The organism is Streptomyces sp. NPDC088350, assembly GCF_044753545.1.
Lineage (GTDB): Bacteria > Actinomycetota > Actinomycetes > Streptomycetales > Streptomycetaceae > Streptomyces.
Genome location: NZ_JBIVNL010000008.1, coordinates 280829 through 306912 on the forward strand (window position 1 = coordinate 280829; position 26084 = coordinate 306912).

Consider the following 26084-nt stretch of genomic DNA (forward strand, 5'->3'; position numbering starts at 1 on the left):
GCACTCCCAGGTGCGAACCGGCTCGCGCGGGTTCGTGTGGATGCGGTGGCGCCGCTCCTCGGACGAGGCGAAGACCGCCGAGACGCCGTAGACGAGGCTGAACAGGCCGAAGACCGCCCAGGCGGCGATCCAGAGGGTGAGGACGAGAGCCGTGATGCCGGGCCGGGCGACGGAGACGACGCCGAGGACCACGGTCGGCAGACCGTGCCCGAACAGTACGTTGGGTGAGCTGGAACCTGGGCACCTTCCCCATACGAGGGTGTCGCCTCGTTCTTCGCCCGAGGCCGGTGCTCGCCCGACGGAGCGCGCGTACGGACAGTGGCCGCGCCGCCGCCGGCAGGCCGCCCGTTCCCGCACGATGCTGCTCTCGGCGCGGACCGCCTTCGACCTCGTGGGAGCCTCCGACCGGGCGGGCCACCACGCGGCGCCGGTCGGCCAACCGCTTCCGTCGATCTGAACCGCACCGCTGACGCCCTGCGCTTCGCCAAGGTCGCGTTACGGGCAGCGGTGCCGTGACCGTCTTCGGCGACTCGCCGGTCGTGGTCGCGACAGCGGGCGCACCCGATGTCGTGGCCCGCGTCGCCGCCAGGGTCCTCGGTCCGGTCGAGGCCCTGCCGGCGGACGAACGCGCCCTGCTGCTGGACAACGTTGGACATCTGGTTCGACTGCGGTGGATTCGCAGAGAAGGCCGCCGAGGGGCTGTACGTCCACCCCGACAGCGTGCGCACTCGCCTGCGTCGCATCACCGAACTCGGCCGCGTCCTGCGCGCCGTGCGGCCGACTCCGAGGCCCCCGACCTCGGAGTCGGCCGACGGGTCCGCCGGCAGGTCCTAGGCGGCGGTACCGCCCGCGTAGTCGCTCTTGAACGTGGTCTCGATGGTGGTGGCGACGGACTGGGCCACCCCGGTGCCGGTGAGGATGATGCCCAACTCCCGGTTGTTGGAGAGCGAGTTGCTGCTGATGTTCATCGAACCCGCCTCCACCTCCTGGGTGGACAGACCGTAGTCGGCGACCATGGCCTTGGCGTGGATGTAGAAGCCGTTGGGGTCGGAGTACCCGACGACCGTGCCGCCGGCCGCCTTGATCGCGGACACCTGGCTGGAGTAGCTCGACGGGGTCTCCAGCACCACCCGTACGGTCACGCCCGCCTTCGCTCGGGCGACGATCGCGTTGACCACCGTGCTGTCGCTGAACTCCAGTTCCTCGACGTCGAGCGTCGTGGTGGCCGCGTTGATCACGGTGAGCAGACGGCTGCGGGAGTCGGTGGGGGACCAGAGCAGGTGGTCGCCGTCCGTCGGGGTGATCGAGGTGCCGGCGTAGTCCGCGTTGAAGACCTTCTCGATCGCGGCGACGTCACGGGTGTCGTCGGTGAAGACGCCGTAGTCGCGGCCGGTCGTGTAGTACTGCGAGGTCAGATTGCCGGTCAGGACAAGGGACTTGGTGGCGTCCACCGTGATCGTCTTCTGGTGGGTGTAGACGAAGCTGGACGGCGACCACACCACGCCCACGCCCGCGTTCGTCAGCGCCGTGTACGCCGAGCTGTTGGCGGACTGGTGCGCGTTGTCCAGGACCACCCGCACGGTGACGCCCTTGTTCTCCAGCGCTATCAGGTCGTTGACGGCGGTGGTGTCCTCCAGCTCGTACATGGTCATGTCGAGGGAGGTGGTGGCCGAGTTGATGAAGTCGTAGATCGTCGGCTCGCTGGTGGTCTGCGAGAAGGCGAACGCGGTGTAGGTCGCGGCGTTGGCGGGGACCGCTGTGACGAAGAGGGTGGCGCCGGCTGCCAGCGCGACACCCGCGCGGCCGAGGAACGTCCTCAACATGTGTGACTCCTAGTCGAGTTGATGCCCACGTGGGGGGTGGCGGGCAGGTGCATGACACCACGCGCGTAGAACGCGGAGGAAGAGAAGCCCGGTGAACTCGGGATTACCTGCCGTGAGTACGGGTGGACAAAGGGGACTTCGGGCAGGTGGGGGGCGGTTCATGGGGTTCCCGCGAGTTAGCAAAAACTTCGTAGCCGGCAGATTTCGGGTCAACTGTGCGGCCAGCCACGACGGCGAGTCACGGGAACGACGGCATATCGGGGCACTTCGAGCGGAGCGCTTAGGCTGCGCCCCGACATCCTCATCGACCCCAGGAGCGCCCCCCGTGTCCAACCCCGTACCGTCGCACCCGTACCCCGACGCCCACCACCCGGAAGAGCTCCCCGTCCCCCACCCGCTGCTCACCCCTGTACTCGCCCTCCTGGGCCACTGGCACGGCCGGGGCGAGGGCGAATACCCCACACTCGCCGGTGACTTCACCTACGCCCAGGACGTGACCTTCACCCACGACGGCCGCCCCTTCCTGCACTACGAGGCCCGAGCCTGGATCCTCGACGCCGACGGCGAACCGCTGCGCCCGGCGGCCCGCGAGAGCGGCTGGTGGCGACTGCAGCCCGACGGCCGGATCGAGGCGCTCATCACCCAGCCCACCGGCATCGCGGAGATCCTCGTCGGCCGCGCCACCGGAGACACGGTCGACCTCTCCACCCACGAGGTCGCCCTCACCCCCACCGCCAAGAAGGTCACCGCCACCCGCCGCCGCTACACCCTGACCGACGACGCCACGCTCGCCTTCACCCACGACCTGGAAGCCGTCGGGGAGCCGCTGCAACACCATCTCTCGGCACGGCTGCGACGCACCGGCTGAAATGAACTGATCAGCAAGCCTGTTCACAGCGTTGCTTTCGGAATGTCCGGTCGTTGATCTCCCATGCAGTGAGCGGTGCCCGAGCGGCATGGAGGCGTGGATCGACAGTGGTGCCCGGCGGCCTCCCGTGGGCAGGCGAACGGAGAGCCCTGTGCGCATGACCGACCTTCAGCGGTGCGAGATCCGACCCGGACGACTCGTCGAGTGGACGCTGCACCCGACGGCCGTGGGGACGGCGCGGGCCCTCCCCGACGATGTGCGGCCACCGGCGTACGTGCAGGAGTCCCATATCCGTACGGCGCGTTCGGTGCGCGAGGACGGGCTGTTCGTGCCGACCTGGCTCGGTACCGCCTTCGACATGCCAGGGCCCATCGAACTCGACGTGCTCCAGGGCGCGTTGCGGGCCTGGATGCTCCGGCACGAGACGCTGCGCAGCGGCTTCCGGTGGGCCGGTGACGAGATGCGCCGCTTCACCCTGGACGCCGACGCGGTGGCCCTGCACCGCGAGGACGTCGGGGAGTTCGCGGACGCGGTGACGCTGACCCGGTACCTGCAGGACCGTTTCGATGTCACGGCGGACGCGCTCACCTGGCCCAACTTCCTCTTCGCCGCGGTCGTACGGAGCGACGGCACCAGCGTCTACCTGGCGTTCGACCACAGCAACGTCGACGCCTACTCGCTCCATCGCATCGCCGGCGAGGTCCACGAACTGTACGCGGCGGGCCTCGCCGGGAAGGCGGTCGAGTCGGCGCCCGTCGCCAGCTACATCGACTTCTGCGCGGGCGAGCGCACGGATGCCGACCAGATCGACGACACGCACACCGTCGTGTCTCGTTGGCGCGAGTTCATCGCCCGCTGCGACGGCAGACTGCCGAACTTCCCCGTCGACCTCGGCCTCGACCCCCAAGGACCGCTGCCCACACAGAAGTTCCTCCAGGAGATGCTCGTCGACGACACGGACGCGGCGGCCTTCGAGGCGTACTGCCGCCCGTACGGCGGCAGCCTCGTCGGCGTCCTCGCGGCCGTCGCCCTCGCCGTCCGCGAGATCAGCGGCCTCGACGTGTACCGCACCGTCGTCCCCTTCCACACCCGGGCCAAGTCCCGCTGGGCCGACTCGGTCGGCTGGTACGTGGGCGGCGCGCCGATCGAGATCCCCGTCCAGCACGCCACGGACTTCGACCACGCCCTCCGCATGGTCCGCGCCACCCTCCGCGAGAACCGCCCGCACGCCCGCATGCCCATCGCCCGCGTACTGCGCCTGCTGGGCGCCGACTTCAGGCCCACGTCCCCCGACCTGTACTCGATCGTCTCCTACGTCGACTCACGCGCCCTTCCCGGTTCGGAACGCTGGCAGGAGCTGAAGGCGTACGGACTGATCCGGGTGTCGTACGGCGACCAGGTGTGCGCCTGGGTGACCCGGGTCCACGAGGGGCTGCAGTTCGCCTGCCGTATGCCCGACAACGACATCGCGGACAAGAACATGCGGCTGTGCATGGAGCTGGTGCGGGAGCGACTCGTCTCGGTGGTCCGGGAGGCGTCACCGGCGGTGGCCGGTCCCGCCCGGTAGCGGGCGCCTGCTTTCCGGAGAGGTGCCGGTTCCGCGAATTGCGCATCTCCCGGGGACATGCGCATCGCGGACATCGACCTGGGTGTCTACCCGCGCCCCGAAGCGGGCGCGGGCCTCATGATCGGCGCACCCGAGCCGGAACGCGCGTCCCAGCCGCTCCAGTCGGGGATCGCCTCACGGGCCTCCCGCCAGGCGGACGGGATGTCGCCCGTGCCGGTGCGGGCCGCGACGACACCTCCCACGATCGCGCAGGTGGTGTCCCGGTCGCCCCACCCGGCGACGGTCTGCCACAACGCCTCGGGCAGGTCGTCCAGGTGCCCCGCGGCGGACCACAGGGCGAACGGCACGGTGTCAGGGGCCGAGATCAGTGTCCCCGATCCGAGTACGGACGCCGCGTGCCGTACCGACGTCCGCTCGGAGAAGTTCGCGGCGACCAGCAGACCGGAGCCGACGTCGGTGTCCGGCACGTGCGCGGCGACCTCCTTGAGGAACTCGGCGCGCGGCACGGCCACTTGACCCGCACCGGTGGCCGCCAACGCGGCGGCGACCGCCACGGCCACCGCCCCCGCGACGGCCTCCGGGTGGGCGTGGGTGGCCAGCGCGGACAGCCGGGCCTGCTCGGCGGCCACCGCGACATCGTCCCGGAACCAGGCGCCCAGCGGGGCGACCCGCATCGCGGCGCCGTTGCCGTAGGAGCCCTGTCCGCCGAACTGGGCGGTGGTGACCGCCTGCCAGTGCTCACCCTCGCCGATGCGCCGCAGCACACTGTGCATGGACGGGCCGTACTTGCGCCCGGGCTCCCGCTCGTACTCGGCGGCGAACTCCCGTGCCAGCCCGTCGGGTTGGACCTCCCCGTGCTGCACCAGATGCGCGAACAGGACGAACGCCATGGCCGAGTCGTCCGTCCACAACCACGGCACGGGCCGCAGGTCCCGCGCGGCCCACAACTCCTCGGCGGACTCGTCGGACCGCGTGAACCAGCCGTCGCCGAACGCGTCCCCCGTCACCAGCCCGTCCAAGGAGGCGTGGGCGGGCTGCTGGTCGCTCATGGCGGGGCTCCTGTCAATGATCGGCGGGCCCGGCACATCATAGTTAGGCTGCGTGGATGGAGCGGATCCTGGTGGTCGGAGCAACGGGCGCGGGCAAGTCCACGCTCGCCAGGGCCGTGGGCGAGCGGCTCGGCGTGCCGTACCACGAGATGGACGCCCTGTACTTCACCGGCCCCAACTGGGCCGTCAACGAAGGCCTGACCGACGACCTTCTGCGTCTCACGGCCGAACCCCACTGGATCATCGACTCGTTGGGCTATCCCGAAGTCCGTGACCTGCTCTGGGAGAAGGCCGACACGGTGCTCTGGCTGGACTACACGAGACGCGTGATCATGCCGCGCGTCCTGCGCCGCTCGCTCCGGCGCACGGTCACCCGGGAGCGTCTCTTCGGCGGCAACAGGGAGACCTGGGCGGGCTGGTTGAGCCGGGAACACCCGGCCTGGTGGGCCTGGTCCCAGCACGCGCATCGGCGCCGCGAGATCGAGCTCCGTAGCCGCGATCCCCGCTTCGCTCCGCTCACCAGCCACCGGTTCGCCCGCCCCGCCGACACCGAGGCGTGGCTGGCATCCCTGGGATGAGCCGTCGGCCCGGTCAGAGGAAGGGCGTGCCCGCGTCGAGTCCGGCGAGGACCCGGCCGTAGATCTCCAGGTTGGTGCTGGGGTTGACGAAGGAGTGCAGGCTGAGGGCGTGCAGGTCGCGTACCGCGCGCTGGACGGGGACGTCGCGGTGGAGGGAGGACGCCCCTGACGCGGACGCGATCAGGTCCACGGCCTCCTTGCACAGCTTCGTCGTATAGCCGCTCTGCGCGCGGATCCTGGCCCGGTCCGCCTGTGTGTACGGTTCGCCGCTCGCCGCCGCGGCCTCGATCCGGGCGACGAACTCGGCGGTCAGCAACTCGGCGCAGGAGATCTTCATCGCCGCCTCGGCGGCCTGGAGATGCGTGACGCCCGCCTCGTACTGCCGCTCGTGGAAGGTGTACGTGATGCCCCGCCGGTGGATCCGCTCGGTGAACTCCGCGAGGGCCGCCCGTGCCAGGCCCAGCGCGTTCGGCGCCGTCCAGGCGCAGAACAGCATCAGGACCGGCATCCGGTAGAAGGGGTCGTCCGCGTTGGCCTTGGAGGGGAAGTCGCCACTCAGCAGAGGCCCGACGGGCAGGACGCGGTGCGCGGGCACGAACACGTCCCGCGCGACGACGCTGTTGCTGCCGCTGCCGGCCAGTCCCGAGACGAACCAGTCGTCGAGGATCTCCAGATCGGACATCGGTACGGCGGTCCACACCACCTCGGGCGGGCCGCCCTCCGACTCGACCCTGGCCGTGAGGAGGTGCCAGTCGGCGTTCTGGCAGCCGGTGGCGAAACCCGAGGTGCCGTTGACGACGTACCCGCCCTCCGTCGCCACCGCGACCGCGTCCGGGATGAGCGTGCCGCCGACCCGAATGTCCGGGCTGCTGAAGATTTCGTCCTGGGCCTCGTCCGGGAAGAGCGCGGCGATGTAGGAACAGCCGGCCTGGATCAGCGCCATGAAGGCGGTCGAACCGCACCCGGCGGCGATCTCGCTCACCACCTCGACCTGTGTGCGCAGCCGGCTCTGGTAACCGCCGTACCGGCGTGGGACGTTCATGCGGTAGACCCCGGCGTCCGTCAGCGCGGACACCACCTCGGCCGTCACCCGCCTCTCCTGCTCGGTGTGTAACGCCGTTTCGCGGAGGAGGGGTTGCAACTCCCGTACGCGTTCGACGAGGCCGGCATCGGACGGTGGCGCTGATAACGGAGCCATGGACGACCTCCGGGCACGACGGGGACCTCACCGTGACGCGGATCGCACGCAGTGTCAACGCTCTCGCTCAGGCAGGGGAGTTCAGGGAGCGGTAGAAGTCGAGGTGGCTGCGGGCGGCGGCGTCCCAGGTGTGGTGGGCGGCGAGGGCACGTCCGGCGGTCGCGCGGGCCGGGTCCTGCGTCGCGAGGGCGTGGCCGAGTTGGGCGGCCAGGTCCTCGGGCGTGGCGGCGAAACGCGCCGCGGAGCCGAACACCTCACGCAGCACGGGCAGATCCCGCACGACCAGCGGGACCCCCGCCGCCAGCGCCTCCATCGCGGCGAGCCCGAACCCCTCCTTGCGCGACGGGAAGGCGAACACGTCCGCCGCCGCGACGAGAGACGGCAGCTCGTCCTCTCCGACCTGCCCCAACACCACCGGTTCTACGGCGAGTTCGGCGGCCCGCGACTCCCAACTCGCCCGGTAGTCACGGTAGTCGAAGAGCGTCTCGCCGCCCGCGATCACCAGCCGTACCTCTGGGCGGGCGACACGCAGCAGGGCGTAGGCCTCCAGCAGGTCCAGTGAGCCCTTGCGGGGTTCGATGCCGCCGACGGTGAGGACGTACGGGCCGAGGCGGGTGCGCCAACTCGCCCGCGCGGCCGGGTCGGTGGCGGCGAAGCGGTCGTATGCCACGCCGTTGGGAATGACCCGCGCCTCGATGCGCCAGCCCTCGGCCAGTTCGCGCGCGACCGTTTCCGACACGCAGAGGTGCGCGTACGGCTCGACGATCGCCCGTTCGTGGCAGGCGGCCAGTTCGGGGGTGGTGAAGTGGTCGAGGTGGTGGACCGTGCGGACGCAGCGGCCGGCCGCGTTGGCGCTGATGCAGTCCTGGGCGTGGACGACGTCGTAGGGCGTGGGGTCGAAGGCTGTGCGGAGGGTGGCGATGGAGCGCAGGATGCGTGCGCCGACCGTCTCCTCGGGCGGGCCGTCGGGGAACGGCACGATCTGGACGCGGACCGCCGGGTCCACGGGACGGAAGAAGCCGGCGTCGCCGCCCCGGCCCAGCGACCACACCGTGACGTCCTCGCCCAGTGCCGCGAGGGCCTCCGCGAGGGCGAGGGTGTGGACGACCCCGCCGCGCGGCTTGGTGGAGTAGCTGAGCAGGGCGATCTTCACGTACGGGACTCCCGGTAGGCGTCGGGGCGGCGTTCGTCGAGGTGGCGCAGGACGCGGCGGGCCCGGTCGGTCTCGGCGGCGACGTCGATCTCGGCGACGGCGAGCCCGGCCTTGGACCAGGTGCGGGCGAGGATGTCGCCGCCGGGGCCGACGACCTTGGCCTGGCCGAGGAAGCGCATGCCGCCCATGGCGCCGGTCTGGTTGGAGGAGGCGAGGACGACCTGGTTCTCGGCGGCGCGGGACTGGTCGTAGAGGTCGAAGAGGCGGGCCTGGCGGTCCTGGGCCATGCGGGGGGCGCGGTTGGTGATGCTGGTGGGCCAGGCGGACAGGCAGGCGAGGATCTCGGCGCCGTCCAGGGCCAGTGAACGGGCCGACTCGGGGAAGGTCTTGTCGTAGTCGATGAGCATGCCGAGGCGGCCGACCGGGGTGTCGAAGGCGTCGAAGCGGTCGCCCGCCGCGTACGCGGCGACCTCGCCCGCCGGGAGATGGACCTTGCGGTGCCGGCCCAGGATGCCGTCGCCGCTGACGCAGACCGCCGCGTTGTAGCGCTCGGTCCCGCCGTCCTCGCAGTAGCCGACGCACACCACCATCTCGGCTGCCAGGCGGGCGACTTGGAGGATCAGCGGGTCGTCCGGCTTGAGGGCCGGGGGCAGGGTCTGGGGGTCGGGGTGGCGCAGGTCGGCGAGGTAGCCGCCGAGGGTGGCGTCGGGCAGGACCAGCAGTCCGGCGCCCTGGCCGCGGGCGTCGTCGATGAGTTTGGCGACGCGGGCCAGGTCGAACTCCAGGTCGCGGCCGAAGTGGGCGGCCGCGGCCGCGATCCGGACGGTGCTCATGCGGTGACTGCTCCCGGGGCTGGTCCATAGGTCTCGGGCCGCCGGTCGCGCAGGTGTCCCATCGACCTGCGGGCGGTCTCCAGGGCCTGTGCGACGTCGAGTTCGGCGACGGCGATGCCGGAGGTCACGCCCGTGTCGGCGAGGATCTCGCCGCCCGGGTCGACGACCTTGGCACTCCCGACGAAGCGTAGCGACCCGAACGTGCCCGCCTGGTTCGCGGACAGCCACACGATCTGGTTCTCCAGCGCGCGGGCCCGGTCGAACAGGTCGAAACGCCGCTTCCAGCGGTCCTTCTCCAGGTCCGCACTGGCGTTGGTGCGCGCACCCGGCCACGCCGACACGCACACCCCGATCTCGGCGCCGTCCAGGGCCAGTGCCCGCGCCGACTCGGGGAACGCCTTGTCGTAGCAGATCATCATGCCGATCCGGCCGACCGGTGTGTCGAAGGCGTGGAAGCGGTCGCCGGAGGCGTAGCTGGCGTCCTCGCTGAGGGGCTGGTGGACCTTGCGGTGGTTGCCGAGGACGCCGTCGCCGGTGACGCAGACGACGCTGTTGTACTGCCGACCGTCCGTCCCCGCCTCGCAGTAGCCCGCGACGACCGTCAACTCCCCGGCCAGCGTGGCCAGTCGGCGGATCTCCGGGCCGTCGAGGGCGAGCGCGGGCGGGCCCTCGTCCAGGTCGCTGTCGTCGTCCAGGCTGAGCAGATAGCCGCCCAGGCACGCCTCCGGCAGCGCGAGGAGCCGTACACCCTGTTCCCCGGCCTCCTTGATCAGCCGCTCGGCGACCGCGAAGTCCTCTTCCAGGTCGCGGCCGAACTCGGCGGCCACGGCCGCCATCCGCAGCGTGCTCATGCCGTCCCCATCCCGGTCACCGCGGAGGTGACCGCCTCGGTGATCTCTCCGTCGGGCCAGCGCAGGCCGACCCCTTGTCCGACGGTCAACTCCCCGCACACAGAGCCGGTTGCGGGCCCCGCCGGCAGCGGTGGCGCGTCGGGCTCGTCGGCGGTGAGCATCCCGAAGCCCGGGAAGCAGGTCAGCCAGTCACCCATGGAGGCGTTCGTCGGACGTGGCACTTCGGCGATGTCGAGCACCGCCCCGCAGCCACTCGCCTCGGCGAGCATTCCCAGCGTCCCGGCGATCCCGGCCATCGACACGTCCTTCGCGGCAGCCGGTCGTGCGGCGGCCACCGCCCTTGTCATCGTGCGCAGTTCGTCCGTACGACGACGGGTGGTCGAGTCCCACTGGCGGCCCCGGTAGCCCGCGCGCCAGCCGCCGCCGAGGTCGGCCGTGAGCCGCACGGCGTGTCCGGGGCGTCCACCGCCGCCGGGCACGGGCCGGTCGGTGCGGCCGAGCGCGGTCACCGACAGGGCTGCCGGGACGCCGAGTTGGGTGTGGCCGCCGAGCACCGGGACGCCGTAGGCCCGCGCCGCTCGGGTCAGTCCGGCGAGGACCAGCGCGGCATGCGTCGCATCGCGGGCGCCCACCGCGTCCAACAGCCCGACGGGTGAAGCGCCCATCGCGGCAAGGTCGTTGACGTTCACCAGGACCGCGCACCAACCCGCCCACTCCGGATCCCGCTCGACCATCGACGGGACGATCGCGTCGCACGCGGCGATCACATCGGTGCCGGGGACGGGCGCGCCGTCGTCGCCGACGAAGCCGGGCGGTGCCGGCAGCGCGGCGAGCAGGGAGCCCAACGCGGACTTGGTGGCGGCGACTTGGGCCGCGACTCGTCCGATGGGCCAGCGCATCAGGACGTGTGGCGTGCCGGCGACTTCCGTGCCGCGCACCGACTGCCAGCCGAGCCGCCGGAAGAGCACCTCGTTGCGGGCCTGCACGGTCGCGTCGAACCGCAGGACACCCTCCGCCTCGGCGCGGGCGCAGGCCGCCCGGACCAGTGCCGCGCCGACTCCGTGCGGGCCTCGGGCCCGCTTGGCCACGACCAGCCGACCGCCCTGCCACCAGCCGAGGTCGGGGCCGTCGTCGACCGGGCCCAGCCGCACCCCGCCGATCACCGTGCCGTCCGGGGCCCGGGCGACCAGTACGACGGTACGGGCGTCGGCGTCACGGTCGTCGACGTCGTCGCCGGTGAAGAGCCTCTGTTCGTGGACGAAGGTCTCGGTGCGCAGCCGTCGGTAGGCTGCCAACTCCATGCTGTCGGCGGCCTGTTCGATGTGGAACGGGGGACGGCGGGCGAGGGTGCTCCGGTCGCCCAACAGCGCCAGGACGTCAACCGGACCTTCTGGCGCAGGCGGCGTGGTGGAGCCGTCGAGATACATGGACGTCACCCGCCCGCCGACTGCAGCACGCTGCACGCGCCGCACGCCGCGCAGCCCGCCTTCTGGTCGGCGCCGCTCATCCCGGCCGCGCGCAGCCGGGCCGCGACGCCCTCGGTGACGTACGTCAGGAGTTCGGCACTCGGCGCCGGGACGCCGTCGCGGGCGGCGAGCGTGCCGGCCATCGGGCGGAACGGGACGACGAACGGGTACACCCCCCGGTCGATCAACTCGCCCGCACCCGTGATGAGTTCGTCCGGGTTCTCGCCGAGTCCGACGAGGAGATAGGTGGAGACGCGGTTCGGTCCGAAGACCCGCACCGCCTCGTCCCAGGCGGCCTCGTACTCGGCCATGGGGACGGTCGACTTTCCCGGCATCCAGCGCCGCCGTACCTTCTCGTCGAGGGACTCGACATGGATGCCGATCGCGGTGGCGCCGGCGTCGTGCAGTGCGCGGATCCAGGCGAGGTCGCCGGGCGGTTCGCACTGCACCTGGATCGGCAGGCCGGGGACCGCTTGGAGGACGGCGCGCACGGAGCGGACGAGACTGCGCGCGCCCCGGTCGGGGCCGGTCGTCGTGCCCGTGGTCATGACCATCTGCCGGACACCGTCCAACCGCACCGCCGCTTCGGCGACTTCGGCGAGCTGCGCCGGGGTCTTGGCGGCTACCGCCGCGCCCGAGCGCAGGGACTCCTCGATGGTGCAGAAGCGGCAGCGGTCGGACTCGGCGTAGCGGATGCAGGTCTGCACGACGGTGGTGGCGAGGACGTCGGCGCCGTGAAGGCGGGCGATGTGCTCGTAGGGGATGCCGTCGGCGGTGGTGAGGTCGTAGAACTTGGGGCGGCTCACGGCGGTCAGGGCGAGGCCGGTGTCCTGGTCGCCGAGCCACACCCTGCCGTCGCGCACGCGGTAGGGGCTGGCCGGGTTGGTGGGCAGTGCGGCGTTGGCACCGTCGACGAGGACGTGACCGTCGCCGCTCGGACCCGCGCCGTCGGGCCGCCGTACGGGGGCGTCCAACGCGACGCCGTGCAGGGCGAGTTCGGCGCGGGTCAGGATGCGCACATCCACCGCCCTGCTCGTCGATTCGGTGCCAACGCTCACAGCGGCCCCCTTACAGCTGGTAGGTGGAGTTGATGATGGCGCCCTTGCGCGCGTAGTGGATCAGCGCGTCCTGGACGTCCAGCGGGTGGGTCGGGATGACGCCCTCGATGAGGTCCTCCTCGCGGGCGCCGTGCAGGGACAGGCCGAAGCGGCAGCAGAAGACCTTTCCGCCCTCGGCGATGAACGTCTTGAGCTGGTTGTTGATGTTGTGCTCGCCGGGGAAGGCCGAGGTGCCGGTGGTCGGGAAGCCGCGCGTGGCAAGGCAGTTGAGGGAGCCGGGGCCGTAGAAGTAGATGGCCGTCTCGAAGCCCTTGCGCAGCGCGCGGGTCGCCTGGAGGACGGCGACGAAGGAGACCGAGGACTCGTGGGCGATGCCGTGGACGAGCGTGAAGTAGGTCTCGCCGTCCTCGGCCTTGTAGTCGGGGAACACCTTCGTGGAGCCATAGATGCTGGTGCCCTCGGGGAGGGACGGGTGGGGGATCTCGTTGAGGGACTGCTGCTCGATCTCGCTGAGTTCGACGGTTTCGGACATGGCTGTCTCCTTGTACGTACCGGGACTTGGGAGGGGAGGTCGGTCAGTCGTAGAGCGCGGCGAAGGTGTCCTTGAAGACCAGGTCGCCGAGTTCGCCGCCGCCGGTCGCTTCGGCGAGGCGGGCGTACTCGCCCGTGAAGTCGCCCCACGGCTGGTCGCTGGCGAAGAGCACCCGGTCGTGGCCGATGCCGCGGCGCTCGATCTCCCGGGCCAGCCAGCGGGGAGTGAAACCGATGGCCCAGGAGAGGTCGGTGTAGACGTGCTTGCCGGCGGTGATCCAGTCGAAGAACCGGGAGCCGGCGAGCTTGATGTGGCCGCTCATCCCGCCACCGAAGTGCACGAGATGGACGGGTACTTGGTCGGCGTACCAGTCGACCAGGTGGCCGACCTCGTCGATGTCGGAGGCGGCGCCGGGGGAGGTGTGGACGTGGACCACGAGCCCGTGCCGGGCCGCCTCGGCGAAGATACGGTCCAGGTGGGGGCGGCAGGCCGGGTCGGTGGGGCGCCCGCCGAGCAGGAAGCTCAGCTTGAGCGCCTTCACGCCCCGCTCGCCCGCCAACTCCAGTGCTTGCGCGGTGCGTTGCTTGTCCTCGGGGCGCGGGGAGACCCAGAGTCCGGCCCGGATGCGGTCGTCGGTCTGGGCGGCCTCGATCGCCAACTCGTTGAAGGAGAAGGCGATCGCGGGGTCGGGCACGCCGTAGTTGGGGATGACCAGGGCGCGTTCGGTGCCCTCCGCGTCCAGGTCCGCGACGAGTTGCTTGACGGTGGCGCGGGCGGTGGTGTCGGGGTTGACCGGCGGGCCGCCGTAGAAGGGGTAGGCGGGCAGGACACCGATGTGGCGGTGTGCGTCGTAGACCATGGTCGCGGGTTCCTCAGCCGATCGGGAGGGCGGAGGCGAGGTCGGTGGGTGCGCCGGTGAGGGTGCCGCACACGTCGGCCAGGCGGCGCGAGGCGTCGATGTGGTTCGCGAGGAACTCCGCGTCCCTGCCCACCGCTTCGAAGCGTCCCGAGCCCCACGAGTGCTGCCAGGGCAGGCCCAGGAAGTACAGGCCGGGGACACTGGTGGCGCCGCGCCAGTGCATCGGATAGCCGCGGCCGTCGAAGACCGGAGCCTCCATCCAGCGGTGGTCGCGACGGAACCCGGTCGACCAGACAACGGACGTGATGCCGGCCTGCTCCAGGTCGAGTTCGCGCGGCTGGTGGTCCGGCTCCCACACGGGCAGGTAGCGGGGCTCGTCCGGCGCGGGAACGCCCTGGGCCGTGATGTGGGCGTCGATGGCGTCCTTGATGCCCTCCGCCACGGCGTCCGCGTGGTCGAGGTTCACCTTGAGGTCGTCGGCGAACTCCACTGCCGTACCGCTGACTTCGGTCAGCCGCCCGTACAGCCGCATACCGTCGCGGGCGAAGGCGCGCAGGTCGATGTCGCGGCCTCCGTCGCGTCCGGTGACGTAGTGGTTGACGCGCATCCGGACCGCGCCGGCGTCGTCGAAGTCGTCGATGCTCTTCGCGTAGTGGCCCATTTCGTCGAGCCAGGCCACACAGTCACGGCCGCGGTAGAAGCGGGCCACGCGCGGCGCGCTGCCGACGGCCAGATGCACCTGGCGTCCGGCGAGATGCAGGTCCTCGGCTATCTGGCAGCCGGACTGGCCGGTGCCGACCACCAGGACGGCGCCCGGGGGGAGTCGGTCGGCGTTGCGGTAGCGGGAGGAGTGGACCTGGGTGACGGAGCCGGGCAGGCGTTGGGCCATCGGGGGAAGGGAGGGCGTGTGGTACGGGCCAGTCGCGACCACCACCTGGTCGGCGGTGAAGTCCCCCTGGGTGGTGGAGAGTTCGAAGACTCCGCTCGGAGATCGTCGCAGCCTGGTGACCGTCACGCCCTCCACCAACGGGGGCCGGAAGTGGGCGACATAGCCCTCCAGGTACCGCACGATGTCGTCGCGGACCATGAATCCGTCGGGATCGTCCCCCTTGTAGGGGTAACCGGGCAGCCTGCACTGCCAGTTGGGGGTCACCAGGCAGAAGGAGTCCCAGCGGCGCTCGCGCCACTCGTGTCCGACCCGGTGCGCCTCGACGACGACGTGGTCGATACCGCGTTCGCGGAGTTCGTGGCTGACGGAGAGTCCCGCCTGGCCACCTCCCACCACGGCGACGGAGCAGTGATGGCCGGTCAGTCGTGTCGCCGGGCTCATCGCGGGCTCCCGTCGGCGCCGGTGCGGGCTTCGACCGTGACCACGGCCCCGCTGATGTCGCCGTACGCGGCGGCGGTCCGTTCTCTGCGCGCGAGTTGCTCGGAGGCGCCGGTGCAGAAGAAGCCGAACTTCTCCCGTACCCGCTCTCCGGCGATACCGAGGGCAGTACGGCTGCGCTCGACGAATTCGGCGAGCTCGTATGCGGCCCCCGGGGCGAAGTAGTCCTCGACTGTCGTGGAGGGGGAACAGCAGCGCTGGATCAGACCGTCGGGCCGGCGCACATCGAAATACATCTCGGGCATGACATCCTCCATGCCGCGCGCCGAGGTCTTGCCACCTCGCCGCTCTCCATGGCGACCAACTTCAGCCCTGCGGTTTTCCGAACGAAGTCATCGGGAACAAAGGGGAGTTGCGAAAACCTCACCGCGCCTGAAGCGCGGAGGCGGCTACGCGTCGCCGGAGTCGGCGGTGGCGGGCTTCGCCGACGGCCACTGCGCGAGCGAGATCATCCCCAGCACCCGGTGGATCAGGTAGTACGCCAGCGGCAGTTCGGCGAAGACCGCGAGCGCCGCAGCGAACCACACGTCCGAGGTACCGATGGCGAGCGAGACGTCGAACCACGCGTCGCAGACCAACAGGACCGCCGCGGCGAGGGCCGCCACGATGACGGCACGATGCCGCCGCCAGCCGAACAGCACGGTGCACGCCATCGCGCATACGAGCAGGACGTCGAACCCGACCCACGTCACACGCCACTGGTGGACCTCGTACTGGGCAGGCAGCGTGAACGCCAGCAGGACCGTCCACGGGACGAGTCCCACGGCGCAGACGATGAGCAGTTCCAGGGTGTGGCGCCGGTGCCGCCGTACCCGCGCCAGCTCGTCGGGCGTCGGAGCCGGGGCTTCCGTCACCTGGCGTATGCCGGTCTTCGACGCGTCGTTCACCTTGACTGCTCCGTCCTCAGGAGTCCGGTGATGATCCGGTACCGACAGGCTAAACAGTCCTGTACCGCGCTCTCTTCCCGAGGGGCGCGAACGCGGATTCTGTGCTTCCGGATCCCGTCAAACCGGATGGATTATCCCGATAGCGGAGGAACGGGGCGGCGGGCTAGGCTCGTGCAACCTACGAACCGGGGAAGGTCCGGCATGCGACGGTGGGCCGAATTCGTTCTGCGGCATCGCAAAATGGTGGTGGCGTTCTGGGGCCTGGTGCTGATCGCCGGCATCGCGCTGGCCGGCCGGACCACGGACCGGCTGACGATCGACTTCTCGCTGCCTGGCCAGCCCGGCACCGTGACGGCGCACAAGATCGAGAAGGCCTTCGGCAGCGGCGGTGACACGAATCCCTATCTGGTCTCGGTCACTCTCCCGGCCGGGCAGACGGTCACCGGTCACGAGACGGACGTCGGGAAGGTGTTCACGGCCGTCGGCGCGGCGGCACCGGGCCTGCGGGTGATCGACGAGGCGAACACCGGCGACAAGGCGTTCCGGACGAAGGACGACCGTACCGCCTACGGGCTGGTGTTCTACCGCTTCAACCCGTCACCCGGCCAGAAGCTGCTGACCGACCCGATCCGGGCGGCGGCGCAGCAGGCGATGCCGGCGGGCGCGGCGATCGGGGTGACGGGCGAGGACACCCTGGCCTCGGGCGGTAACAACGGCGGCGGGCCCGGGGTACTCGGCGAGACGCTCCTGGGCGCCGTCGGCGCACTCGCCGTCCTGGCCTTCGTGTTCGCCTCCTTCCTGGCGCTGCTGCCGCTGCTGGTGGCCGCGGTGTCGATCCTCGCGACCTTCGTGATGCTGCTGCCGCTCACCTACGCGACCGACGTGTCGTTCATCGTGCAGTTCCTGGTCGCCCTCATCGGCCTGGGCGTCGCGATCGACTACTCGCTGCTGTTCGTCACCCGCTGGCGCGAGGAGCGCGACCGCGGCCGGGACAACCACGACGCGGTCGTGGTCGCGATGGAGCACGCCGGGCACGCGATCGTGTTCAGCGGGGTCACGGTCGCCATCGGCCTGCTCTCCCTGGTGGTCCTGCCCGTCCCGTTCCTGAGAAGCATGGGCTACGGCGGTGCGCTCATCCCCCTCGCGAGCGTGCTGACGACGCTCACCCTGACCCCCGCGATCCTGGGCGGCATCGGACCCAAGGTCGACTGGCCGAAGATCCGGCACGAGAACCGGGCGAGCCGGTTCTGGATCCGCTGGACCACCGCCGTCGTACGGCGCCGCTGGATCGCGGCCGGCGCCGCCCTGGCCGCGCTCGCGGCCCTCGTCGGCGTCTTCCTCGGCATCAAGATCGGCCTCGCCTCCTCGGAGTCGCTGGCCAAGAACGGCCCGGCCTACGAGACCCTCCAGACCCTGGAGCGCGGCGGCGTCCCGACCGGCGCGCTGACCCCGATGGAGGTCCTGGTCAGCACCGACCAGGCGAAACCCGTCGCCGCCGCACTGGCCAAGGTCGACGGCGTGAGCAGCGTGTTCGTGCCGACCGGGCCCGCCGGAAACCGGGGCGGACAGAGCATCGTCGTCGTCATCCCGGACACCGAGACGGTCAACTCGAAGAGCGTCGACGTCGTCAGACGGGTCAAGACCGCCACCGAGCACCTGCCCGGAGCTGTCGGCGTCGCGGGCGTCGGCGCGGCACAGATCGACTTCCTGCACGCCGTCTACGGCAACTTCCCGCTGATGCTCACGATCATCGCGCTGCTGACGTACATCCTGCTCGTGCGCGCCTTCCGCTCGCTGCTGCTGCCGCTGAAGGCGGTGCTGCTGAACCTGATCTCACTGGCGGCGACCCTGGGCCTGATGGTGATCTTCTGGCAGGACGGTCACGGCTCCCACGCGGTCTTCGGCATCGCCGCCACCGGGGCCGTCACCTTCTGGATCCCGATCATGGTCTTCGCGTTCCTGTTCGGCCTGTCCATGGACTACGAGGTGTTCATCCTCTCCCGCATCCGGGAGGAGTACGACGCCGGCCACTCGACCGACGAGGCGGTCGTCGAGGGTATCGGCCGCACCGGCCGACTCGTCACCAGCGCCGCACTCATCCTCTTCCTCGCCTTCGCCGCACTGGCCTCGGGACCGGGTACCGACCTCAAGACCCTGGCGACCGGCCTCGGCATCGGCATCCTGCTGGACGCGACCATCGTGCGGATGCTGCTCGTCCCGTCCCTCGTCTCCCTGTTCGGCGGCTGGAACTGGCACCTGCCCGCCTGGGCGGCCCGCCCGCTGCGCGTACAGCCCTCCTCTCCGCACCCGGAACGGCCCGAGCCCCGGCCCGAGCCGACGTCACCGACCGGTTGAACCTCCGCCCCAAGGGCCCCTGTTGAAGCGGAACGGCGTGAGGACGTCGGGTCGGCGCCCCGTGCGGACATAGTCGGCGAGGGTGCGGCCGGTGACCGGGCCCAGCGTGACGCCGAGCATGCCGTGCCCGGTCGCCGCGAACGCGTTGTCGTGCCCGGGGACGCGGTCGACGACCGGGAGTCCGTCGGGCAGGAAGGGCCGCCCGCCGACCCAGGGATCGCGGATCAGGCTCACCAGATCGTCCGGGTCGTCGAACCAGCGGCCCAGGTAGTGCCGGCTGGCGAGCGCGACGGCGACGACACGGCGCCAGTCGAGCCGGTTGTTGTTGCCGCTCAGCTCCATCGTGCCGCCGATGCGTGTGGTGGGCCCGATCGGCGAGGCTACGGCCCTGCGCTCGCCGAAGTACAGCGTGTGCCGGGGTGCCGGATCCAGGTCGACCGAGAAGCTGTACCCCTTCCCCGCCTGCAAGGGCAGCGGATGCCCCAGCGAGCCGAGCAGGTGCGAGGAGCGCATGCCGGCCGCGATGACCACGGCCGAGCAGGGAATCTCGCCCGTCGCGGTGCGCAGCGCGGTGACGCGGTTCCCCTCGGCGCGGAACCCGGTGGCCTCCGTGTTCTCGTGGATCTTCACCCCGGACGCGGCGAGGGCCTCGCCCAGCGCACGGGCGAACGCCTCCGGATCGACCACGCCCTCGCCCTCGACGAGATAGGCCGCGCGGACCCGGGCGGAGAGTGCCGGGTCGAGGAGGCGGGCCTCGTCGCCGGTGACCACGTCGTCCGGCATCGGATAGCGGCCGTGCGCCATCTGCCGCTGGACGGCGAGATGGTGGCGGGCCTCGGCGGGGGAGAGGAACGCGTGCACCATCCCGGGCCGGGTCAGGCTGGTCTCGACACCGGCCGCGCGCAACCCGTCGAAGAGGTCGAACGTGGTCCGGTTCAGCTCGGCGATCGCCGTGTAGCCGCGCCGGAACGCGGCCGGGGTGCTGCTGCGCCAGAACCGCCACAGCCACCGTACGAACGCCGGGTCGGGCAGGGGCCGTAGATACAGGGGCGAGTCCGGGCGGCCCAGGGAGCGGAGCGCGTAGCGCACCACACCGGGGGCCGGGACCGGTGTCGAATGGCTGAGGCAGACCCAGCCCGCGTTGCCCCGGGACGCCCCGGAACCCAGAGCGCGCCGCTCGACGATCTCCACCTCCAGGCCCGCCTCGGCCAGGTAGTAGGCCGTGCACAGTCCTACGACACCGCCGCCGACCACGACGACCGGACCGCCGTGCCCGGTCATGACGTCGATCCGTAGGAGGCGAGGAACTCACGGGTGCGGGCCTGTTGGGGGTGGTCGATGACCTGCTGTGGCCGGCCCTCCTCCACGATCCGGCCGCCGTCGACGAAGACGACGTGGTCGGACACCTCGCGGGCGAAGGGGAGTTCGTGGGTGACCAGCAGCATCGTCATGCCGTCGGCGGCCAGTTCGCGCATCACGCTCAGCACCTCGCGGGTGGCCTCCGGGTCGAGGGACGAGGTGGGTTCGTCGAAGAGCAGCACCTCGGGCCGGAGCGCCAACGCGCGGGCGATGGCGACGCGTTGCTGCTCGCCGCCGGAGAGCCGGTCGGGCAGGGCGAGACCGCGATGGGCCACCCCCACCCGGCGCAACAGGGCGACGGTCCGCTCCAGCGCCTCCAACTCCGGTACACCGGCCTTGCGTTGGGCGACCACGATGTTCTCCACGGCCGTGAGATGCGGGAAGAGGTTGAAGCGCTGGAACACCATGCCGACCGTGCGGCGCAGCGCGGGCAGGTCGCGGCAGACGGTGCGGCCGTCGCGGTGCACCACTTCCCCGGCGACCTCGACCGTGCCCCGGTCGGGCCGCTCCAGCAGGTTCACGCAGCGCATCAGGGTCGTCTTGCCGCCGCCGCTCTGCCCGATGACGCTGACGATCCGGCCGCGCCCGACCGCGAGACCCACCTCGTCGAGCACGAGCCGGCCGTCGAAGGACTTGCTCAGTCCCTCGATCCGAACGACCGCGTCGGTGTGGGCAGTTGGGGCTGTCTTCGCCGTGGTGACGGGCTCGGTCATACGGCCGGCTCCTTCACATCGGCTCCCACGCCGAGGTCGGCGGCAAGCAGCGTTCGGGCCGTACGCACCCGGCGTCGTCGCCAGGGGGACAGGGGGACGCCTGCCCGGACCTTGCGCTCCAGCAGCAGAAGGAGTTGGGAGAGGGGGTAGCACAGGGCGAAGTAGATGGCCGAGATGACCAGGTACACCTCCAGCGCCCGGAACGTCGAGGACGTGATCAGCCGCCCCTCCGACATCAGCTCGGCGGCGGACACCGTGACCAGCAGCGAGGTGGACTTCAGCAGGTCGACGAGCATGGTGTTGGTGCCGGCCAGCGCCTGCCGGACCGCCTGCGGCAGCACGATGTGGACGAAGATCCCCACCCTGCCCAGGCCCAGCGCCTCACCGGCCTCGGTCTGCCCGTCGTGCACCCCGCTGATCGCCGACCGGAAGATCTCGGACAGATAGGCGGCGTAGAAGACGACCAGGCTGAGACAACCGGCGGTGAACACGTCGAGCCGGATGCCCGCCGAGGCCAGGCCGAAGTAGGTGAGGAAGATGATCGCGAGGAGCGGGACGTTCTTGAAGATCTCCGTGTAGACGGCGGCCAGGGCGCGTGCGGGCCAGGCCTTGCTGAGCCTCAGCAGTGCCACGACCAGGCCGAGCACGACCGCGCCGGTGAAGCTGACCACCGTGTACGAGACGGTGCGCCAGAGAGCGGCGATCAGGTCGGACCGGTAGTCGGACCAGGGGACTTGGAAGAGACCGGACATGTCAGCCCCTCACTTTCCGATGGACGGCGGAGTCCAGTCGCCCGGCCGGTCCACACCGCGGCGTGCGGCGGCGACAGCGGCGGCGGGCTTGAGGAACTGCACGGGATCTCCGCCGTACTTCGTGACGAGTTTCGCCAACTCGCCGTTCTGGTACATCGCGTCGATCTGGGCGGAGACCGCCCGCTCCAACCTGCCTGCCTGCTTGGGGAGATAGAAGCCCGTCTGGTACTGCTCGAAGTACTGGTAGGCGGGCTTCGCCCTGACCTCGGCGGCGGTCGGCGAGGTCAGGTACTCCGTGGCGATCTTCAGGTCCGGGCGCTGCTTCTGCGCCGCGATGATGATCAGCGGGTCCAGGAAGCCGACGTCGATGCGGCCGGCGCCGAGATCGTCGAACACACCGGTGGCGTCCGGGTAGGCGTGCAGCCTGGCGCCGGGTACGGACTGGATCGACTTGGCCCAGACGTAGCCGTCGACGGTGCCGAGGTCCAGGCCCTTGAGGTCGGCGACCGTCTTGTACGTCTTGCCGCTGCGGACGGCCATCGCCGGGGGCGAGTAGTAGGGCGGATCGGTGAACAGCCCCTGTTTCTGCCGGTCGGCGGACCAGGCGACCCCGCCGACGGTGATGTCCACCCGGCGGGACTGGACCCCGGCGAGCATGCCGGCGAAGTCGGTCACCTGCGGCTTGATCCGGAGGCCCAGCTTCTTCGCGACGTAGGTGAGGATGTCGCCGTCGAGGCCGACGATCTTCCCGCCCCGCACGGTGGTGTAGGGCGCGTACGGCTGGACGGCGACCTTGAGGACGCCGGGCGTGAGCGTGCCCAGCGCGGCGGTCTTCGCGGAGACGTTCTTCGGGGCGTCGTCGCCGCCCGAACCACAGGCGGCGACGGTGGACAACAGCAGCGTCGCGGACAACGCCACGACGAGCGAGCGCACACGGATCATCGGCACGGGCCTTCCGTATCGGTACTGAAGGGACCCGCCGTTCACCGCGTTGTGCCCTCGGCGGGGGAGTGATGGGGCCCATACGCTAGGCACCGGCCGGTCCTCCGTCACCGTCCACTTCGTACGAAGTTGTGGCCGGATTCGTGCGCTCCGCTGTACGGTGCGTCCAATCCGGCTCGCCCGCGACGGGAGGAAACCCCGTGCTCAGCCCGTCACTCGCCCAGGAGATCGCCGGGGACACCTCCGCCGTCATCGGCTTCAACGTGCTGATCACGGACGCCGAGGGGATCGTCATCGGCAGCGGCGACAGCAGCCGTGTCGGCAGCTTCCACGAGGCGTCCGTGGACGTCGTCCGCACGAAGGAACCGGCCACGCACAGCGCGTCCCAGGCACAGCAACTACGCGGCGTACGCCCGGGAGTCACCCTCCCCCTGATCGCCAACGGGCAGGCCGTCGGCACGGTCGGCATCACCGGCACACCCGCCCAGGTGCGCCGCTTCGGCCTGCTCGTCAAACGCCAGACGGAGATCCTGCTCCGCGAGTCCGTGATGCTGCGCTCCCGGCTCCTCGCCGAACGGGCCGCCGAGAAACTCCTCGCCGACATCGCGTCCTACGACCCTCACGTCGTCGAGGGCGACTTCCTCGTGTTCCGCGCCGCCGAACTCGGCTACGACCTGCGCCTACAACGTGTCGCGGTGGCCTTCGAGGTGACCGTGCCCCACCCGGCGCCCCGCCGCCAGGGCAGCGCCCGGACCCGGGACATGGCCCTGGTCCGCTCCGAACTCCTGCGCACCGTGGGGGAGTTCTTCGCCGACCCGCAGGACATCGTCGCGTCCACCGCGCCCGGCTGGATCGGCGTCCTGCACCGCCTGCCCGCAGGACGCTCCACGGCCTCCCTCGCCGCCGACTGCCGACGGGTCACCGATCTCATCGCCGCCCAGGACGGCCTCGCGGCGCGCGCCGGCATCGGTGAGGCGGCGACCTCCGTGGGCGGCCTGCACGACTCCTACCAGGACGCGTGCGACGCGCTGCGCCTCGGCGCCCGGTTCGCGGAGGCCGCACCCGTCCACCTGGTCACCGACCTGCGCGTCCACCAGATGGTGACGGCGGTGAGCCAGTCCGCCCGCAACCGGCTGCTGGAACTCACCGCCACCGAGCTGCGCGCCCAGCCGGACTGGCCGGCACTGCGCGACACGGTCACCGCCTGGTGCGAGAGCGGGTTCAACCTGGTCCGCACCGCCGAGGCCCTGCACATCCACCGCAACACCGTCGTCTACCGGATGCAGAAGATCGAGCAGATCACCGGCCGCCCGCTGCGGGAGTACCGGACGGCCATGGCCCTGTATCTCGCCTGCCTGGCCGACCGGCTGGGGCGTTGAAGGACATAAGGTCAGGCCCTTGCAGTGCGCGCGCGGAGCATACGGCTCACCTCGTCCGAACGCTCCAGGAGCGTGGTGCGGACCACCGGCACGGCCTCCTGGGACGCCTGCCGGGCCCGTTCGATGTAGTCCGGGTCGATGGCGTGCACCGGGAACAGGCGGTGGGTGTGGCTCATCGCCAGGATCATGCCGCCCTGGTGCAGCTTCGGGATCGCCTCCAGATAGCGCTCGGCGTAGGGGGCCAGCAGCGTGTCCTGGCCGGGACGCCAGAAGGCCGCCGCGACCAGACCGAACGAGTTGATGGGGACGGTGCGGTCCACGACCAGCTGCTGCCAAACCTCCGCCTTGGTGGCGGCGTCCGGCAGGGCCGCTCGTACCGTGAGGGCACGCAGCCAGGCGTCGGGGTCCGGGTCGCGCGCGAGCAGGCGGTCGGACTCCGAGGCGATGTCGCCACCCAGCTCCGCCGCACGGACCAGCGCACGCCAGCTCAAGTCCACGTCGTCACCGGCCTGTTCGCGGAGCCAGGCGAGATCGTCCGCGGTCGTCGCGGTACGGCCCAGCCCGCGCAGCGCGACCTGCCGGCGCCCGGGGTCCGCGGCGATGCGCCGGCAGGTCGCCGCCACCGCCGCCGACAACGCGGCCCGCTCGTCGGCCGGCGCCCACAGTTCCGCGATGTCCGCGGCGAGGGTCAGATACGGCTCGATCACCGCGTCGGACGTCTCGGCCGCCAGTACCGAGGTGAGGCACCGCCCGGCCTCCGCCGCCGTGGCCTCGCCGGTCGTCAGCATGTCCCACACGGTCGCCGCGGCCACGCCCCGGGAAATCGCCGTGGGCAACTGCGCCGCCGTACGGAAGAGTTCGTCCCTGCTCGCGGGATCCGGGCGGGTCGTGGCGAAGGTCAGGTCGTCGTCGTTGATCAGCAGGACGTCCGCCGACGGGAGGTCGGTCACCGGGGTCCGGGTCTGCGTCACCTCGACCCGCACCAGCGCCCGGCGTTCGAGCGCGTCGCCGTTCCTGGCGTACGCGCCCACCGCCAGCACCTGCGGACGCGGGTCGCCGTCGGCCACCAGCGTGACCGTGTCGCCGTCGCGCTCCAGGGAGAAACGGTCGGTCCCCGCCGTCCCCAACCAGGCCGTGCGCCAGGTGTCCAGGTCGCGGCCACTGGCCTCGGACAGGGCGTCGATCAGGTCCTGGAGCGTGGTGTTGCGCCACGCGTGGCGGGAGAAGTAGGCGGCCATGCCGTTCCTGAAGTGCTCTTCGCCGACGTACGTCTTGAGCTGCTGGAGGACGGACGCGCCCTTGGGATAGGTGATGTTGTCGAAGATCGACGCGGCCTGCGCGACGTCGTGGATGGGCTGGTGGATCGGATGCGAGGCGGGCCCCTGGTCGGACAGGTACGCGCTGATCTTGCCGATCATCAGATGGCTCGCCCACGCGTCGGTGTGCCGGGTGGCCTGCTCGGCGGCCCAGTGGCAGGCGAACTCCGCGAACGCCTCGTTCAGCCAGAGGTCGTCCCACCAGCGCATGGTGACGATGTTGCCGAACCACATGTGCGCCATCTCGTGCAGCAACACCCTTGCCAGCAGGCCGTGTTCGGCGGGAGTCGGCGCGGCCCGCCGCAGGAAGGCGTCCGACCAGGTCACACAGCCGTAGTTCTCCATCGCCCCGCCGAACTCCGGCATGAACACCTGGTCGTAGCGGCGCTGCGGGAACGGCATCGCGAAGGCCCGGGCGTAGAACGCGAGGCCCTGACGGGTGAGGGTGAAGATCTCGTCGGCGTCGCGGTCGAGGACCTCGGCGAGCGAACGGCGGGCGTACAGGCCCAGGTTGTGGCCGTCGGCCTCGCGGCGTACCTCGTGGAAGGGGCCCGCGTTGATGACCGTGTTGTACGTCGACAGGGGCGGGGTGTCCGGGAAGGTCCAGCGGCGGGCCGCGTCCGACTCCTCGACGCGCGCGTCTCCGGAGTTGCTGGTGACTGTCCAGGCGGCCGGGGCCGTGACGGTGAAGGCGTGCGGGGCCTTGAGGTCCGGCTGGTCGAAGCACGCCCACACGAAGCGGGCCTCGTCCGGTTCGAAACTCATCCATACGTACACCTCGCCGTCGGCGGGGTCCGTCGCCCTGTGCACGCCCTCGCCGGTGGTGGTGTCGGCCTGGACACTCTCCACGCGCAGCACGTTGTGGGCGGCGACGCCGGGGAGTTGGATCCGCCCCTCCTCGCCGGGGGCGAGGGCGACGCCGTTCAGCGTGGCGCTCACCACCTGTGCCGCACAGTCCACGAAGGTCTCCGCGCCCGGCTCTCGACAGGTGAACACCACCGTGGAGACACAGCGCACCTCCGGCCCGTCCGGCAGCGCGGTCAGATCGACGTCCACGTCGTACCGCTCGACCACCACCAGCTCGGCCCGACGCTCGGCTTCGGTGCGGGTCAGGCTTCGGATCCCCATGTGTCCTCCCTCGGCAGACAGCGGCCGTCAG

At 71.0% G+C, this 26084-nt stretch carries 25 protein-coding genes; 7 read left to right on the plus strand and 18 right to left on the minus strand.

From position 1 onward, the window contains the following. The first annotated feature begins 259 nt into the window (after nt 1–259). Together ACIQBL_RS28915 and ACIQBL_RS28920 are read left to right on the plus strand one after the other, a co-directional pair. Nucleotides 260–457, plus strand: coding sequence for a hypothetical protein (locus ACIQBL_RS28915; RefSeq protein WP_401946202.1), 198 nt, complete (start codon nt 260–262; stop codon nt 455–457). A gap of 107 nt (nt 458–564) precedes the next feature. Beyond that, nucleotides 565–834 (plus strand): helix-turn-helix domain-containing protein, encoded by a 270-nt coding sequence (locus ACIQBL_RS28920; RefSeq protein ID WP_401946203.1) that lies wholly within the window; start codon nt 565–567, stop codon nt 832–834. Here the strand turns inward: ACIQBL_RS28920 and ACIQBL_RS28925 are convergent. Next, a complete protein-coding gene (locus ACIQBL_RS28925; RefSeq protein ID WP_401946205.1) occupies nt 831–1823 on the minus strand; it encodes a phospholipase D-like domain-containing protein in 993 nt (330 codons plus the stop codon). The two genes, ACIQBL_RS28920 and ACIQBL_RS28925, sit on opposite strands and share 4 nt — an antisense overlap. 325 nt (nt 1824–2148) lie before the next feature. On the opposite strand from ACIQBL_RS28925, the gene ACIQBL_RS28930 reads away from it, so the two are divergent. Further along, nucleotides 2149–2691: an FABP family protein gene (locus ACIQBL_RS28930; RefSeq protein ID WP_401946206.1), complete on the plus strand. Its 543-nt coding sequence runs from the start codon at nt 2149–2151 to the stop codon at nt 2689–2691. A gap of 157 nt (nt 2692–2848) precedes the next feature. Then, complete coding sequence (locus ACIQBL_RS28935; RefSeq protein WP_401946208.1) at nt 2849–4258, plus strand: condensation domain-containing protein; 1410 nt, start codon at nt 2849–2851, stop codon at nt 4256–4258. Nucleotides 4259–4344: 86 nt separating this feature from the next. On the opposite strand, the gene ACIQBL_RS28940 is transcribed toward ACIQBL_RS28935, so the two are convergent. Then, complete coding sequence (locus ACIQBL_RS28940) at nt 4345–5307, minus strand: ADP-ribosylglycohydrolase family protein (protein WP_401946209.1); 963 nt, start codon at nt 5305–5307, stop codon at nt 4345–4347. Nucleotides 5308–5363: 56 nt separating this feature from the next. Here ACIQBL_RS28940 and ACIQBL_RS28945 point away from each other — a divergent pair, with 56 nt between their 5' ends. Then, complete coding sequence (locus ACIQBL_RS28945) at nt 5364–5885, plus strand: AAA family ATPase (protein WP_401946210.1); 522 nt, start codon at nt 5364–5366, stop codon at nt 5883–5885. A gap of 13 nt (nt 5886–5898) precedes the next feature. Here the strand turns inward: ACIQBL_RS28945 and ACIQBL_RS28950 are convergent, their stop codons facing one another. The 11 genes from ACIQBL_RS28950 to ACIQBL_RS29000 form a co-directional block, all read right to left on the minus strand. After that, a complete protein-coding gene (locus ACIQBL_RS28950; protein WP_401946211.1) occupies nt 5899–7083 on the minus strand; it encodes a flavin-dependent monooxygenase in 1185 nt (394 codons plus the stop codon). Nucleotides 7084–7150: 67 nt separating this feature from the next. Continuing rightward, on the minus strand, nt 7151–8236 hold the full coding sequence (locus ACIQBL_RS28955) for an MSMEG_0565 family glycosyltransferase (protein ID WP_401946213.1): 1086 nt from the start codon (nt 8234–8236) through the stop codon (nt 7151–7153). Continuing rightward, nucleotides 8233–9069 (minus strand): carbon-nitrogen hydrolase family protein, encoded by an 837-nt coding sequence (locus tag ACIQBL_RS28960; protein WP_401946214.1) that lies wholly within the window; start codon nt 9067–9069, stop codon nt 8233–8235. Before ACIQBL_RS28960 ends, ACIQBL_RS28955 begins: the two co-directional genes overlap by 4 nt. After that, the gene (locus tag ACIQBL_RS28965; RefSeq protein ID WP_401946215.1) at nt 9066–9920 is read right to left on the minus strand and encodes a carbon-nitrogen hydrolase family protein; all 855 of its coding nucleotides are present in this window, start codon (nt 9918–9920) and stop codon (nt 9066–9068) included. Before ACIQBL_RS28965 ends, ACIQBL_RS28960 begins: the two co-directional genes overlap by 4 nt. Next, nucleotides 9917–11383 (minus strand): MSMEG_0567/sll0787 family protein, encoded by a 1467-nt coding sequence (locus ACIQBL_RS28970; RefSeq protein ID WP_401946216.1) that lies wholly within the window; start codon nt 11381–11383, stop codon nt 9917–9919. Before ACIQBL_RS28970 ends, ACIQBL_RS28965 begins: the two co-directional genes overlap by 4 nt. Continuing rightward, nucleotides 11353–12444, minus strand: coding sequence for an MSMEG_0568 family radical SAM protein (locus tag ACIQBL_RS28975; protein WP_401946217.1), 1092 nt, complete (start codon nt 12442–12444; stop codon nt 11353–11355). The genes ACIQBL_RS28970 and ACIQBL_RS28975 overlap by 31 nt, the downstream gene beginning before the upstream one ends. A gap of 10 nt (nt 12445–12454) precedes the next feature. After that, entirely contained in the window at nt 12455–12976 is a 522-nt protein-coding gene (locus tag ACIQBL_RS28980) for an MSMEG_0572/Sll0783 family nitrogen starvation response protein (protein ID WP_401946219.1), read from the minus strand. Nucleotides 12977–13019: 43 nt separating this feature from the next. After that, nucleotides 13020–13835: an amidohydrolase family protein gene (locus ACIQBL_RS28985; RefSeq protein ID WP_401946221.1), complete on the minus strand. Its 816-nt coding sequence runs from the start codon at nt 13833–13835 to the stop codon at nt 13020–13022. A 13-nt stretch (nt 13836–13848) separates the two neighbouring features. Then, on the minus strand, nt 13849–15165 hold the full coding sequence (locus ACIQBL_RS28990; protein ID WP_401946223.1) for an MSMEG_0569 family flavin-dependent oxidoreductase: 1317 nt from the start codon (nt 15163–15165) through the stop codon (nt 13849–13851). After that, complete coding sequence (locus ACIQBL_RS28995) at nt 15162–15467, minus strand: MSMEG_0570 family nitrogen starvation response protein (protein ID WP_401946224.1); 306 nt, start codon at nt 15465–15467, stop codon at nt 15162–15164. The genes ACIQBL_RS28990 and ACIQBL_RS28995 overlap by 4 nt, the downstream gene beginning before the upstream one ends. Before the next feature lie 144 nt (nt 15468–15611). Beyond that, nucleotides 15612–16109, minus strand: coding sequence for a hypothetical protein (locus ACIQBL_RS29000; protein WP_401946225.1), 498 nt, complete (start codon nt 16107–16109; stop codon nt 15612–15614). 240 nt (nt 16110–16349) lie between these two features. Between ACIQBL_RS29000 and ACIQBL_RS29005 the strand changes: the two genes are divergently transcribed. Beyond that, on the plus strand, nt 16350–18464 hold the full coding sequence (locus tag ACIQBL_RS29005) for an MMPL family transporter (protein WP_401946227.1): 2115 nt from the start codon (nt 16350–16352) through the stop codon (nt 18462–18464). Here ACIQBL_RS29005 and ACIQBL_RS29010 read toward each other — a convergent pair. From ACIQBL_RS29010 to ACIQBL_RS29025, 4 genes are read right to left on the minus strand one after another with little or no spacing between them, the layout of a single operon-like run. After that, nucleotides 18450–19745, minus strand: coding sequence for an NAD(P)/FAD-dependent oxidoreductase (locus ACIQBL_RS29010; protein WP_401946229.1), 1296 nt, complete (start codon nt 19743–19745; stop codon nt 18450–18452). The genes ACIQBL_RS29005 and ACIQBL_RS29010 overlap by 15 nt on opposite strands. Next, nucleotides 19742–20536, minus strand: coding sequence for an amino acid ABC transporter ATP-binding protein (locus ACIQBL_RS29015; protein ID WP_401946231.1), 795 nt, complete (start codon nt 20534–20536; stop codon nt 19742–19744). Before ACIQBL_RS29015 ends, ACIQBL_RS29010 begins: the two co-directional genes overlap by 4 nt. Then, complete coding sequence (locus ACIQBL_RS29020) at nt 20533–21288, minus strand: amino acid ABC transporter permease (RefSeq protein WP_401946232.1); 756 nt, start codon at nt 21286–21288, stop codon at nt 20533–20535. Before ACIQBL_RS29020 ends, ACIQBL_RS29015 begins: the two co-directional genes overlap by 4 nt. Nucleotides 21289–21297: 9 nt before the next feature. After that, a complete protein-coding gene (locus ACIQBL_RS29025) occupies nt 21298–22230 on the minus strand; it encodes a substrate-binding periplasmic protein (protein WP_401946879.1) in 933 nt (310 codons plus the stop codon). Nucleotides 22231–22430: 200 nt separating this feature from the next. On the opposite strand from ACIQBL_RS29025, the gene ACIQBL_RS29030 reads away from it, so the two are divergent. Then, the gene (locus ACIQBL_RS29030; RefSeq protein ID WP_401946234.1) at nt 22431–23609 is read left to right on the plus strand and encodes a CdaR family transcriptional regulator; all 1179 of its coding nucleotides are present in this window, start codon (nt 22431–22433) and stop codon (nt 23607–23609) included. A gap of 11 nt (nt 23610–23620) precedes the next feature. Here ACIQBL_RS29030 and pepN read toward each other — a convergent pair whose 3' ends face one another. Further along, on the minus strand, nt 23621–26053 hold the full coding sequence (gene pepN / locus ACIQBL_RS29035) for an aminopeptidase N (RefSeq protein ID WP_401946236.1): 2433 nt from the start codon (nt 26051–26053) through the stop codon (nt 23621–23623). Between the last annotated feature and the right edge of the window lie 31 nt (nt 26054–26084).

What these genes read in the sequence shown, in the direction of transcription:
- ACIQBL_RS28920 (WP_401946203.1), top strand. Translation starts at nt 565, where the DNA reads ATGTCGTGGCCCGCGTCGCCGCCAGGGTCCTCGGTCCGGTCGAGGCCC.
- ACIQBL_RS28925 (WP_401946205.1), bottom strand. Translation starts at nt 1,823, where the DNA reads ATGTTGAGGACGTTCCTCGGCCGCGCGGGTGTCGCGCTGGCAGCCGGC.
- ACIQBL_RS28935 (WP_401946208.1), top strand. Translation starts at nt 2,849, where the DNA reads ATGACCGACCTTCAGCGGTGCGAGATCCGACCCGGACGACTCGTCGAG.
- ACIQBL_RS28940 (WP_401946209.1), bottom strand. Translation starts at nt 5,307, where the DNA reads ATGAGCGACCAGCAGCCCGCCCACGCCTCCTTGGACGGGCTGGTGACG.
- ACIQBL_RS28945 (WP_401946210.1), top strand. Translation starts at nt 5,364, where the DNA reads ATGGAGCGGATCCTGGTGGTCGGAGCAACGGGCGCGGGCAAGTCCACG.
- ACIQBL_RS28950 (WP_401946211.1), bottom strand. Translation starts at nt 7,083, where the DNA reads ATGGCTCCGTTATCAGCGCCACCGTCCGATGCCGGCCTCGTCGAACGC.
- ACIQBL_RS28960 (WP_401946214.1), bottom strand. Translation starts at nt 9,069, where the DNA reads ATGAGCACCGTCCGGATCGCGGCCGCGGCCGCCCACTTCGGCCGCGAC.
- ACIQBL_RS28965 (WP_401946215.1), bottom strand. Translation starts at nt 9,920, where the DNA reads ATGAGCACGCTGCGGATGGCGGCCGTGGCCGCCGAGTTCGGCCGCGAC.
- ACIQBL_RS28980 (WP_401946219.1), bottom strand. Translation starts at nt 12,976, where the DNA reads ATGTCCGAAACCGTCGAACTCAGCGAGATCGAGCAGCAGTCCCTCAAC.
- ACIQBL_RS28985 (WP_401946221.1), bottom strand. Translation starts at nt 13,835, where the DNA reads ATGGTCTACGACGCACACCGCCACATCGGTGTCCTGCCCGCCTACCCC.
- ACIQBL_RS28990 (WP_401946223.1), bottom strand. Translation starts at nt 15,165, where the DNA reads ATGAGCCCGGCGACACGACTGACCGGCCATCACTGCTCCGTCGCCGTG.
- ACIQBL_RS28995 (WP_401946224.1), bottom strand. Translation starts at nt 15,467, where the DNA reads ATGCCCGAGATGTATTTCGATGTGCGCCGGCCCGACGGTCTGATCCAG.
- ACIQBL_RS29005 (WP_401946227.1), top strand. Translation starts at nt 16,350, where the DNA reads ATGGTGGTGGCGTTCTGGGGCCTGGTGCTGATCGCCGGCATCGCGCTG.
- ACIQBL_RS29010 (WP_401946229.1), bottom strand. Translation starts at nt 19,745, where the DNA reads ATGACCGGGCACGGCGGTCCGGTCGTCGTGGTCGGCGGCGGTGTCGTA.
- ACIQBL_RS29015 (WP_401946231.1), bottom strand. Translation starts at nt 20,536, where the DNA reads ATGACCGAGCCCGTCACCACGGCGAAGACAGCCCCAACTGCCCACACC.
- ACIQBL_RS29020 (WP_401946232.1), bottom strand. Translation starts at nt 21,288, where the DNA reads ATGTCCGGTCTCTTCCAAGTCCCCTGGTCCGACTACCGGTCCGACCTG.
- ACIQBL_RS29025 (WP_401946879.1), bottom strand. Translation starts at nt 22,230, where the DNA reads ATGATCCGTGTGCGCTCGCTCGTCGTGGCGTTGTCCGCGACGCTGCTG.
- pepN (WP_401946236.1), bottom strand. Translation starts at nt 26,053, where the DNA reads ATGGGGATCCGAAGCCTGACCCGCACCGAAGCCGAGCGTCGGGCCGAG.